This window comes from Prosthecobacter sp. (genome assembly GCF_044373815.1).
Classification (GTDB): Bacteria; Verrucomicrobiota; Verrucomicrobiia; order Verrucomicrobiales; family Verrucomicrobiaceae; genus Prosthecobacter.
On sequence record NZ_JBIPNG010000179.1, the window covers coordinates 1 to 11,904 of the forward strand.

General features: G+C 59.2%; 12 protein-coding genes. 4 read left to right on the forward strand and 8 right to left on the reverse strand.

Features of this window, described 5'->3' with window-relative positions; translation table 11 throughout:
* From ACIREA_RS15495 to ACIREA_RS15520, 6 genes are all read right to left on the reverse strand, one after another.
* Positions 1–212: hypothetical protein (locus ACIREA_RS15495; RefSeq protein WP_397383194.1), on the reverse strand; the 212-nt coding region annotated here is incomplete at its 3' end.
* A 15-nt stretch (positions 213–227) separates the two neighbouring features.
* Positions 228–680: a type II secretion system major pseudopilin GspG gene (gspG, locus tag ACIREA_RS15500; RefSeq protein ID WP_397383195.1), complete on the reverse strand. Its 453-nt coding sequence runs from the start codon at positions 678–680 to the stop codon at positions 228–230.
* A gap of 66 nt (positions 681–746) precedes the next feature.
* Positions 747–1,979 (reverse strand): type II secretion system F family protein, encoded by a 1,233-nt coding sequence (locus tag ACIREA_RS15505; protein WP_397383196.1) that lies wholly within the window; start codon positions 1,977–1,979, stop codon positions 747–749.
* Between the two features lie 19 nt (positions 1,980–1,998).
* Entirely contained in the window at positions 1,999–2,298 is a 300-nt protein-coding gene (locus ACIREA_RS15510; protein ID WP_397383197.1) for a type II toxin-antitoxin system RelE/ParE family toxin, read from the reverse strand.
* Positions 2,295–2,540: a hypothetical protein gene (locus ACIREA_RS15515; protein WP_397383198.1), complete on the reverse strand. Its 246-nt coding sequence runs from the start codon at positions 2,538–2,540 to the stop codon at positions 2,295–2,297. The genes ACIREA_RS15510 and ACIREA_RS15515 overlap by 4 nt, the downstream gene beginning before the upstream one ends.
* A 36-nt stretch (positions 2,541–2,576) precedes the next feature.
* The gene (locus ACIREA_RS15520) at positions 2,577–4,274 is read right to left on the reverse strand and encodes a GspE/PulE family protein (protein ID WP_397383199.1); all 1,698 of its coding nucleotides are present in this window, start codon (positions 4,272–4,274) and stop codon (positions 2,577–2,579) included.
* Between the two features lie 113 nt (positions 4,275–4,387).
* Between ACIREA_RS15520 and ACIREA_RS15525 the strand changes: the two genes are divergently transcribed.
* The 4 genes from ACIREA_RS15525 (at position 4,388) to ACIREA_RS15540 (ending at position 8,232) form a co-directional block, all read left to right on the forward strand.
* Positions 4,388–5,014: a L,D-transpeptidase gene (locus ACIREA_RS15525; protein ID WP_397383200.1), complete on the forward strand. Its 627-nt coding sequence runs from the start codon at positions 4,388–4,390 to the stop codon at positions 5,012–5,014.
* Positions 5,015–5,034: 20 nt separating this feature from the next.
* Entirely contained in the window at positions 5,035–6,279 is a 1,245-nt protein-coding gene (locus ACIREA_RS15530; RefSeq protein WP_397383201.1) for a 4-hydroxy-3-methylbut-2-enyl diphosphate reductase, read from the forward strand.
* A gap of 1 nt (position 6,280) precedes the next feature.
* Positions 6,281–6,706 (forward strand): acyl-CoA thioesterase, encoded by a 426-nt coding sequence (locus tag ACIREA_RS15535; RefSeq protein WP_397383202.1) that lies wholly within the window; start codon positions 6,281–6,283, stop codon positions 6,704–6,706.
* Between the two features lie 389 nt (positions 6,707–7,095).
* Entirely contained in the window at positions 7,096–8,232 is a 1,137-nt protein-coding gene (locus ACIREA_RS15540) for a transposase (RefSeq protein ID WP_397383203.1), read from the forward strand.
* A gap of 199 nt (positions 8,233–8,431) precedes the next feature.
* Here ACIREA_RS15540 and ACIREA_RS15545 read toward each other — a convergent pair whose 3' ends face one another.
* Complete coding sequence (locus tag ACIREA_RS15545) at positions 8,432–11,023, reverse strand: DNA topoisomerase III (protein ID WP_397383204.1); 2,592 nt, start codon at positions 11,021–11,023, stop codon at positions 8,432–8,434.
* A 176-nt stretch (positions 11,024–11,199) separates the two neighbouring features.
* On the reverse strand, positions 11,200–11,904 hold a 705-nt coding region (locus ACIREA_RS15550; protein WP_397383205.1), incomplete at its 5' end, for a tetratricopeptide repeat protein.

Below are 11,904 nucleotides of genomic sequence, written 5' to 3' on the forward strand. Positions count from 1 at the left end.
GCGGCTTCTAGAGAATTGAGTTCCGCAGTGACACGCGAGTAATTGCCGAGATCAGGGTTGTTCTTGATCAGCTCGGCAATGCTCGAACAGACTCTCGGCGACAAGGTCGCGGACAGGACCAGTGAAGCGAAAAGTACTGCCATGAGAAAGCCAAGGTTCCGATGCACCTGAATGGGAGGTGACGCATCGAAAGCTGAGGCAGGCGGGATCATGACATGAAAGGGGAATTATTTGGCCGCCGTCTTCTTCCAGTTGCCGAGGTCATCTTCGTCGCCGTCGATTCCATTTGGGCCAGCCGTCCAGACATCGTAGGGCTTCTTCGATTTCTGTGCGGGGAAGCGATATTTGTAAGGCAGGCCCCAAGGATCTTTGGGCAGCTCTTCCATGAAAGCTCGGTAGTTTTCAGGGATCGGCTCCTGCGTCGGCTTTTCCACCAGCGCCATCAGCCCCTGCTCGGTCGTCGGCATGCGCAGCGCACGGGATTCATAGGACTGCAGCGCCAGCCCGATGGCCTGCAAATCGCTGTCCACGCGTGTGTCCTTGGCGGAATCGATCTGACCCTTGAGCAGGTAAATCGAGCCGGAGGCCAGGATGGCGATGATGGTCAGCGTGATCACGATTTCGATCAGCGTGAAAGCGGCGGCGGTGTGTGTGTTGGGGTTCGATGTGCGGATTTTCATGACGGGACGATTGAACAGGATTTATGGAGAGATGAACAGGAGGAAATGAAGTTGGTTTCACCAGTTTTAACCACCGCCACGGATGCCCGTGACGCTTTGGGCGATGGCCGCAACGATGGAATATGCCACCGTGCCGACCATCACGGCCATGACGATCAGGATGACCGGCGTGATCATCGAGGTCATGCGTTTGATACGCTTGTCGAGTTCCTTGTCGTAACGGATGGCGCATTTCTCCATCGATTTGCCGAGCTGGCCCGTCTGCTCGCCCACGGCGATCATGTCCGCCAGCAGCAGTGGAAAGCTGCCGACCTTGCGCAGCGTGTTGGAAAGTGGGGCGCCTTCGGAGACCTGGGCGGTGACCTTGGCCAGCAGCGACTGGATGAAGACGTTGGAGGAAATCTTGGAAACCAGTCGGATGCTGTTCAGCAGCGGCACCCCGTTGGTGATCAGGTTACCCAGCGAATGCGCGAACTGCGCGTAAAAGCGCATGCTCATGATGGCACCGAACAGCGGGAGCTTGAGCTTCGTCTCATCCCACCACATCCGGCCGGCTGGGCTGGAAATGTAGCCGCGAAAGGTCAGCACACCCGCCGTGATGGCTGCGCCGATGGCCCACCACCACTGGCCCATGAATTGATTGAAGCTGATGAGCAACTGTGTGGCTGCCGGAAGCTTCTGCCCGTTCTTGCCCATCAAGTCCATGATCTGCGGCACCATGAAGGTCATGAACACCACCATCAGCACCACGCACGCACCGAGCAGAAATGCCGGGTAGATCATCGCCTGCGTCACCTTGGCCTGAAGGTCCGCCATCACCGCCAGATTGTTGGCCAGACGCCGCAGAATGCTCGGCAGAGAGCCGCTCACCTCTCCCGCAGCGGCGAGATTGCAGTACAGATCATCAAAGCTGGGCGAAGCCTTCCTCAGCGCTTTCGCCACGGATGAACCCTCGCGCAGTTCGTTGCGCATTGTGGTCGCAATAATCCGTAGCGCTCCCGATTCCTGCCGTTCCTGCATCACCCGAAACGCCTGGTCGATCTGCAGGCCGCCATCCAGGAGATCCGCGACTTCTTCCGTGAACAAAATGAGCTGGGCACGCTTCAGCTTCACAGGCCCACCGGTTGCCGCCGCGATTTTCGCTTTCGCTGCATCAGATTTTTCATCCTGCGTCACCTTCACCGGCGTCAGTGCCTGGGATTCGATCTTCCGAAACGCCTCCGCACGCGAACCGACCGTGACGGATCCTGTGACGGTCTGGCCGGTGGTGGTGAGAGCAGTGTAGGTAAATGCGGGCATACGGAGAATGGCAAATGACTTAGCCTCGTTGTGAGAGGAGGCGGTCACGCGTGGAGGGATCGATGCGAGCATCGAGGATGGCCATAACGACGGCAGAGTGCTGCTCCATGCGGTAATAGAAGATGGAGTTGAAAATCTTTGAGTTTACGTGGTGATAGCCATGGATTCCGCTGTGAATGCCTGCCGTTGTGCACAGGCTCTGCAAATCCTGCTCAATGGACCGACGAAAATAGCCTCCGAGGCCTTTCTCCTGTTGTTCGTAGAAGTCATAGCTCTCCTGCAAATCGTTGAGAGCATCACTGGTGACTCTGACCCTCATGGCATCGTCTGTCGCATGGCGGTGATGAAATCGTCAAGCTCCATGAGATGGGACTCTCCTGAGGCCAGACGCTTTTCCCGTTCAGCTAGAACCTTGAAATACCAGTCTTGGGGCACTCCTGTCTGATCAGTCTGGCAGGCAGTTTGCAGATCTTGATCCAGCGCCTCCTTCAGAGCGAGCTTGTGTGCCAGACTCATGCTCTCAAGCGGAATTTCGATGGGAGGATCGATGGAGAGAATCATGGTTTAGAATACAGAATCAGGTGCGGAATTGCAACACTACTCGGTCGCTGCCGTCACGGTCATGACTTCTTCGAGGGTGGTCACCCCTTGGGACGCTTTGCGGAACCCGTACTGCCTCATGGGCACCATGCCGTCCTTCAGCGCCTGCGCCTTGAGCTCCATGGTGTTGGCGCGTTTGTTGATCTTGTCCTGCAAGGCTTCCGTCATGAGGCAGATTTCCATGATCGCCAGACGTCCGGTGAAACCGGTGTTACGGCAGGCGCGGCAGCCGACGGGATTGAACAGCTTGTCCTTCCACTCCAACGGGAACCCAATGCTGCGCAGATGGCTTTCCTCATGGTGCGCGGGCTGCTTGCACAATCCGCACAGCGTACGCACCAGGCGTTGCGCCTGGAAGGCCCGCACCGAGGACGAAATCATGAAGGGCTCGATGCCCATGTCCAGCAGACGCGAGATGCCGCCGACTGCGTCATTGGTGTGCAGCGTCGAGAAAACAAGGTGACCCGTTAAAGCACCACGAATAGCGATCTCAACCGTTTCCTGGTCGCGCATTTCCCCAACCATAATCACATTCGGGTCGCCACGCAGAATGCTGCGCAGTCCGGCCGCGAAGGTGAGATCAATCTCCGGCTTCACCGCGATCTGGATGATGCCGTCGAGCTTGTTTTCCACCGGGTCTTCGATGGTGACGATGCGGCGCTCCTTCGTGTTGAGCTCCTTGAGGAAGGTGTACAGCGTGGAGGATTTCCCGGAACCCGTTGGGCCTGTGACGAGGATGATGCCGTTCGGCGCCGCGAGCAGTTTACGAATCGTCGCTTCCGTGGCCGGGTCGAGCCCAAGCGCCATCAGGTCAAATTTTTTGCGAGTCAGCAGGCGGAGCGCGACGGATTCGCCGTTCACACTCGGAATCGTCGCCACGCGCACGTCGATGGGTTCGCCATCGAGTTCCAGGTTGATACGACCATCCTGCGGCATGCGTCGCTCGGCGATATCCAGATGCGCCATGATCTTAAGTCGCGAAATGAGCGAGGCCTGCAGCAGTCGCATGTTCGGCGGCACGGGGACTTCCAGCAGCTTGCCGTCCACACGGTAGCGGATGCGCAGATCTCGCTCCAGCGGCTCCATGTGAATGTCCGTGGCGCGTTCCTTCAGGGCTTCACGGAAGATCTGGTTCACAAAGTTGAGCACCGTGGCCTCTTCATCCGCCTCATCCAGCACCGTGGTTTCCTGCTTCATGTCGTCGTGCTCGTCGCCGCCTTCGCGGCCTTCCAGCAGCTCTTCGAAGTTTTCCGCGCCGACCCCGTAGCCTTGATGAAGCGCTTCGAGGATGCGGTGGCGCGGGGCGATCTGCCAGTGCACGCGTTTGCGCAGTTCCTGACCCACCGCCTGACGTGCGCTGAGGTCGAAGGGATTGTAGGTCAGGATCGTCGCTTCACCGCTGGCCACATGCAGCGGGCAGATGCGGTGGCGCAGCGCCAGCTTGGCAGGGAAGTTGTTGCGCAGTCCTTCCGCAGCCTCTCCAGCGCCTTCCTCGGCATACGGCATGCCTAGGCCGGTGGCGAGCTGGGCAAAGAAGCGGTCTTCATCCACCATCGTGCTGTCCACCACGGCATCCATGAGTGGCTGGCGGTTGTCGGAGGCCACTTCGAGGGCATGGCGCAGCCGGGTGGGTTCTTCGCATCCAGCGCTGGCGGCGGTACGCACGAGGACGTCAATCAAAGTAGGGGTGGGCATGTGGGGCGATACAACGCCGCAACGAGGGCAAAGTTTCGCGATCTCTGCAAGAGGATCATCCAGAAAGAAAAACGGTGGAGTGAGGGGAATCATGTGCTACATGCGCAGCCTCTATGAATTCGCACCACTCTATCCTCAGCGGTTCCTTGAAGGCGCTTGCCTTTGCCGGACTTGCTCTCGCTCTCAGTAACTGCGCCGCCGTGAAAACAGGAGGTCATTCCTCCCTGAGTTATGACCCAGTGACGAAGCCGGTGAAAAATCCCTCGAATGTGCGTTTGAAGCTCAGCACCGGAGCCCAGCGTGTTTACGTGATGGAAGGCAACGAAGTGCTGCTCGCGACCCCATGCTCCGTCGGCACCGCCAGCGCCCCGACCCCCCCCGGTAATTGGACTATCTACAGCAAGGTGGCCAATCGCCGTCGTGTCAGCAGCCCCGGCGCTGGTTATCCGATGACCTACTGGATGGAGTTCAAGTCCGCCTACGGCATGCACTGGGGCTGGGTGAAGCCTTATCCCTGCACCCACGGCTGCGTCCGTCTGCCCATCAAGTCCGCGCAGAAGATTTTCAGCATGGTCAAGATCGGCACCCCCATCAACATCGCCGCTTCACAGCCAGAAGACGCCACCATTGGCAAAACCCTGCCAGTGCTTGATGATAGCAAGCTCGCCGACCCGCCAGATTCGTATATGAACAGCAACAAGGTCTTCGAAGACGCGGCCAAGGGCAAAATGTACTACTGAGTCATCTCAATCTCCATCTCATGTCTGCACCCGTTCCAGTGTCCCGTCGTGTGAATGTTCGCACTCCGGAGGTCATGGAGCGTGTGCAGGCCGAGGTGGAGACGCATTATCGCAGCCGCATTGTTGAGCAAATCCGCGCCAAAGGCAGCGTGATTCAGATCGGCAGCACCACGGTGCGTCTCGCCCGTGATTTTGGCTTCTGCTACGGTGTTGAACGCGCCATCGATCTCGCCTACGCCGCCCGCAAAGTCTTTGCCGACCGCCGCGTTTTCCTGCTGGGTGAGATCATCCACAATCAAGAAGTGAACCGCCAGCTCACTGAAATGGGCGTTGTGAGCATTCCCAATGTCGATCATGAGGCCATGGTCGCCACCATGACGGCGGAAGACGTGGTGATCGTGCCCGCCTTCGGCGCAGAAACACGGCTCATGAAGCTGATTGCCGCCCGCGGCTGCATGGTGGTCGACACCACCTGCGGCGATGTCATGAGCGTCTGGAAGCGCGTCCGGCAGTATGCCAAGACTGGCTTCACCTCCATCATTCACGGCAAAGCCAGCCATGAAGAAACCCGCGCCACCTCCTCCCGTGCCATGGGCGACGACGGCATGGGCAACTACCTCGTGGTGCTCACTCTGGCCGATGTCGATTACGTTTGTGACTACATTCGCAACGGTGGTGACAAGGATGCCTTCATGAAGCGCTTCCCGGCCACTGCTCATTCTGATGGCTTCGATCCAGACCTGCATCTCACCCGTGTCGGGGTCGCCAATCAGACCACCATGCTCAAATCGGAGACTGAGGAAGTTCAGCGTCGCCTGCGTCAGGCCGTTCTGGATCGCCACGGCCCCGAAGCCGGTGTCACCAATTTCCAGGTCTTCGACACCATCTGCGGTGCCACGCAGGAGCGTCAGGATTCGCTCTTTGGCCTGCTCAAGCAGCCCTTGGACGTTCTCCTCGTCGTCGGCGGCTACAACAGCTCCAACACCACGCATCTCGTCGAAATCGGCGAGCAGCAGCTCCCGACCTTTTTCATTCGCACCGCTGACTGCCTCAAATCGCTGGAGCAGATTGTCCATTTTGACCTGCACCTCAAAGCAGAGAAGGAAAGCTATTCCAACAAACTGGCCGGTGACGGCCCGGTGACCGTCGGCATCACTGCCGGCGCCTCCTGCCCCAACAATCTCATCGAAGACACCGTGCTGCGCGTATTTGGGCTGCGGGGTATCGATGAGGCCGCTGTACGTGCCGCTTTGGATTTGAACTGACATGCAGCACACGCCGACCATTGAAACCCGCGAAGAGGTGATGTTTTTCGACACCGACTGTGGTGGCGTCGTCCACAACATCGCCTATCTCCGCATGATCGAAACCGCTCGTACGCGCCTGGCTGGCCTGATGGGCATGAAGCTGCGTGACATGGCCCACACCCACCTTTTCCCCGTGGTCGTCCGCACCGAGATCGACTACAAAAAGCCCGCGAAGCTCGGGGATGAACTCATCATCCACGGCCGCCTCGAAACCGTCGAGCGCGTGCGCTTCTGGTGCTCTTTCGAAATGCGCCGCGCCGAAGACAACGCCCTCCTCATCACCTGCCGCCAGTCCCTCGCCCTCGTCCAAATGCCCGAAGGCCGCCCCGCCCGCCTTCCCGAAGACTGGAAGACCAAATACGCCCATCTGGTGAAAACAAAGTAGTCCAGTTGCGCTGCAACTTGACCGTTTGATCAGCCGCATGCCCAACGTCTTTGGAACCGGAGCGAAGCGGAGATAGACAGCCGCAGGCTGCCCCGAAGGGGTGAGCGACAGCGAATCAATGCGGCTGCGCAACCCTGAAAGGGTGGAACTGCCGCTTTCGAGCGACTCATGGCATGCGCGAGTTGACCAGCTTGCGAAAATTCACAGCTCCCGCCTTCGGACCTCCCACGTCGCACGCACGCCTATCTCCCGTCGAAAGCGGTAGCTCCGCTCGTGCTTTGCTACGCAACCTTTGGACCTCCCACGGCGCCCGCCCTCGAAATTGAATAATGAATAATGCCAGGCATTTAGTTAATTGACTTCGCACGTTTTTTGCCCAACTTCCCGCCATGAAGGTCACTCAATCATCTGATCCCCAGTCTCCACCGCTTGAGGAGCAACTCATCGGCGTGAATGCCAAAACAGGCCTCTATCCTGCCGCGCGTTCCTGGTCCGGTGGGCGGCGGCGCATTTTGGGCAAAGGGCCGCTGGAGTCCTACTGCTACCACGTCATGTCCCGTACCTGCGGCGGTGAGATCTGGTTCGATGACGTCGAAAAAGAAGCGTTGCGCCGCGTCATCTGGCGCATGGCCGAGTTCTCCGGCATCAAGATCGTGACCTACTGCCTCATGGGCAATCACTTCCACCTCCTTGCCGAGGTGCCGCATCGCAAGACCTGGCTGGAGCGTTTTGCGGGGTCGCAGGGGGAGGCGAAGCTCTTTGAGCATCTGAGCACCCTTTACAGCAAGGCCTACCTGGGCCTGCTGCGCGATGAGCTGGCGGACTTCCGCTCACGCGGCATGGCGGTGCTGGCGGAGCAGAAGCTGGAGGCACTCAAAAAGCGCTTCTGCGATCTCTCCCTCTTCGTGAAGGAAATCAAAGAGCGCTTCAGCCGCTGGTTCAACAAGCGGCGCGGTCGGCGTGGCACGCTGTGGATGGACCGCTTCAAGAGCGTGCTGGTGGAGGCCAAGGGCGAGCCGCTGCGCACGATGGCGGCGTACATCGATCTGAACCCGGTGCGGGCGGGCGTGGTGAAGGACCCGAAGGAGTATCGCTGGTGCGGGTATGCCGAGGCACTGGGCGGCAGCCGGAGAGCCCAGCGCGGCCTGTGCAAAGCCTTGGGCAAACCCGTGGACGGCTGGCGCAGCGCCGGTGCCTCCGAGGCCTACCGCTGCCTGCTGCACACGGAGGGGAGTGAGATCAAGGATGCGCAGAATGAAACGGTTTTACAGCGCGGTGTGAGCGCGGAGAGCTCACGTGCGGTGCTGGCGGATAAAGGGAAACTGAGCCCTGCGGAGTTGGTGCAGCTGCGCGTGCGTTACTTCACCGACGGCATGGTGCTGGGCAGCCGAGCGTTCGTGGAAGGCATCTTCGAGGCGCAGCGGGAGCTGTTTGGCCCCAGGAGAAAACAAGGAGCGCGACGACTCAGTCAGTCCGCCGAGCCTCTCTACACCCTGCGGCAACTGCGGGTGAGCCCGGTAGGGTGATGAATTCTCCCCCTTGGTGCTGGCGCCGCAGCACGCGAGAGACCTGCTGCCGGCGGACTGGAAGGTGGATCAAGTACATGGCCAAGCTTGAAGCCATGCGGTGCAGCCAGAAGCTGGCCACCTTCGCAACACCAAGGTTCCCGTCCGCAGGATGGAGACGGGAACATTCGTTGCAGGCGTGAGTGCCCGCAAAACATCCTCACCGCCCGCTGACGCCAGCCGGCTTCTTCGCCTTCTTCTCAGCCTTCGGTTTCGCTTCACGCGGCGGGAACTCCCAGCCCATGATACGTTTCTCACCGGGCGTGCAGACCAAGAAGGTGCTGAAGGGGCGGCCGCGTTTGGAGATCATGCCCGTGATTAGCGAGGTCTTGCCATCGACGAAGAATTCGCGCGCATTTTCCGGCGTGATGTCCTTCTGGCACAGCTTCTTGGGCAGCCTAGCGTTGCACTTGGAAGTCTCGGTGGCGTTGATTTTGCACTGATAGGCGTCTGCTGTTTCGTAGATCTTCTCTCCCTTGCGGCCTTTCTTGGCGCACACCGGGCAGTCGGCGATCACCGGGCACTCGTCCCAGTTGATGCTGTCAGGATCTGAACCGTCGCCAAAGACGAAGGCGATCTTCATGTCGTCCTTGATCTGCAGCGCCGCGCTGAAGTCCTTGCCCTTTTTGCTGCGGAAGCCTTCGAGCGGACCGAGGAAGCGTGTTTCGATCAGCGTGCGAATTTCATCTTCGCTGAGCGCGCGGCTCGCCACCGACTTGAAGACACGCACCTTGCACTTCGGATTTTTGCAGCCGTAGAATTCCTCGGTCTGCTTGTAGCCGTCCTTGCTGCCGCACACGCCGCAGGTGGCCTGGAAGTCAGGGAACACCTTGTCCTTGGCTGCCTTGGAGTAGGCCTTGGTTTTTTCCACGACCTGCTTGGTCAGGTGGCGGATATCCCGCATGAAACTGGCACGGTCGAGCTCCCGGTGCTCCATCTGGCGCAGCTTGTATTCCCACTGGCCGGTCATTTCCGGCGAGCTGAGCGCATCAATGCCGATGGCGCTGATCTGCTCAATCAGGGCCAGCCCCTTGGCCGTCACGTGGAAGTCACGCTGCACACGTTCGATATACCGGTCCATGATCAGACCTTCAATGATTGCAGCGCGCGTCGCTGGCGTTCCGAGACCGCGTTCGCTCATCGCTTCGGCGAGTTCTTCGTCCTCCACGAGTTTGCCGGCACCTTCCATCATGGAAAGGATGGTGGCTTCTGTGAAGCGCGGTGGAGGCTTGGTCTGGTGCTCGTTCACCTCGACATCCAAAGTCTCGGCTTTGTCGCCAGGATTCGCAGCCACCAGCAGCTTGGCGGCATCCTCGCCACCTTCAGCTGCTTCTTCTGCCGCCTTTTTACCATAGACCCCAAGCCAGCCCGGCTCCTTGAGGACCTTGCCGTTGCTCTGAAACGCATCCTGCCCCACCCGTGTGATGCGCGTGGTCACTTCAAACTCGGCCGCAGGGAAAAACACCGCTACAAATCGGCGTGCCACCATGTCGAACAGCTTCTGCTCGGCTTCTGGAAGTTCCTTCGGCGGAATCTGACCGGTGGGGATGATGGCAAAGTGATCACTGACCTTGCTGCTGTCGAAAATGCGCTTGTTGAGCTTCACCCACTTCTTGTCCAGCGCCGTGGCAGCGTGCGTGCCCAGTTCATGCGGCAGGGCGTCCTGCTTGCGGCTGTCATGGCTGGCGAAAGTCTGCAAAGTTTCCGTCACCGTGCCGAGATAATCTTCCGGCAGGTGGCGTGAATCCGTACGAGGATAAGTCAGCACCTTGAACTTTTCATAAAGCGCCTGCGCGATTTGCAGCGTGCGCCGTGCCGAAAAGCCGAAGCGGTTGCTCGCTTCACGCTGCAGGCTCGTCAAATCGTAGAGCAGGGGAGGGGCCTGTCGCGTCGGCTTGGTGATCTGCTCGATGATCCCGGGCTTGCCCTTGCAGCGATCGGCGATCGCCTGCGCGGTGCCCTCGTCCCAAAGACGCTCGGCTTTCTTGTGCTCGTCGTTCTCGTCCTTCTTGAAGCGTTCATCAATCCAGCGGCCTGAATACTGGCCTGCCTTCACCTCAAACAGCGCGATGGCCTCAAAATATGTGCGCGGCACAAAGGCGGCGATGTCATGCTCACGCTGCGCCAGCACAGACAGCGTCGGTGTCTGCACCCGTCCCACCGGCGTGAGGCGGAAGCCGCCATGGCGCGAATTCAGCGCGGTCAGCGCACGTGTGCCATTGATGCCCACCAGCCAGTCGCTTTCGCTGCGGCACTTTGCCGCGTCGGCCAGCGGCAGCATCTGCTCGTTGGTGCGCAGATGCTTGTAGGCATCGAGAATCGAGCCCTGGGTCATCGACTGCATCCACAACCGCTGCACCGGCTTCTTGCAGCCGCTCGCATCCATGATGTAGCGGAAAATCAGCTCGCCCTCACGCCCGGCATCGCAGGCATTGATCACACTGTCCACGTCCTTGCGCTTCAGCAGCTTGGTCAGCAGCTTGTAACGGTCCGCGCTTTGCTCGATGGGGTTGAGCTCAAACTGCTCCGGCATGATCGGCAGGCTGGTGAAGCCCCAGCCGATCTTCTTTCCGTCCACCATGGGCATGCCGAGTTCCAGCAAATGGCCCACGGCGGAAGAGATCACATGCGTTTCATTCTCATACCAGTCCTTCTCTTTCGCGAAGGGCTTCATGCCGGGGGCTTTGGCAAGTGCGCGGGCAAGATCGGCTGCGACACTGGGCTTTTCGGCAATGATCAGGGTTTTGGGCATGTGCGTATGAACAGGTTGTATCGGAAAATGGGCCTACTTAGGGCATGCTTTCACCCCCGATGTCAAGGTGCGCGCTCTTTAGACCGCAAATGGGTTACGCTGTTCAGCACACTTCAGACTGCCGTTCATCTGCAAACAAACCCACGCGAACCAAGCCTCCTGCTCATCGAATCAGCTTACCGCGCAGCCGATTTCGCTCCCGACGCATCGTCCATGTGTACAAGAGATTCCGACCGATGCTTGGACGCCAGATCTTTCATGCCCAGGTGTTCATACAGATCCGCCAGTTTGACGTGACAGGACTTCTTGTCTCGGGCATTGGGCAGCGAACGCTCAAAATCACCCACGGCTTCTTTATACTTGCCCAGCTTGGCATACACATGGCCTCGGGTATCAAGGAAGAACGGATTGTTTGGCTCCGCCTTCAGCAGTTCATCGATCATCGCCAGCGCCTTTTCCAGTTCAGCGCGGTCCGTGGAAACCGACGCAATGGCCATCGCCAGATTGTTGCCGATCACCTTAAATCCAGGATTGAGTGAACTGGCGAGCTCGAAATGCGACTTCGCAGACTCGCGGTTGCCCTGCTTCCAGTCCATCACCCCCAAGTAGTAATGGAGAAAGGATGAGGAGATCCCTCCATTGCTCAGGATCCGCTCCACATAGCGCTGGCGCTCCGCAGGCTCGCTGGTCAGTTCCTCACAGTCACCGAGGAACGCCATGATGAGATCCTGGCTTTCCGGGCTGATCTGGATGCCCTGCTCCAGCAGCTTCAGCACTTCCATGCGCTTGCCGGACGGCTGCTGCTTGAGGTATCGGCTCCAGGACAAATAAATGCCGCCGACAAGCTGGCGCTCCTCACGTGTCGGATTGCCATGGGTCGA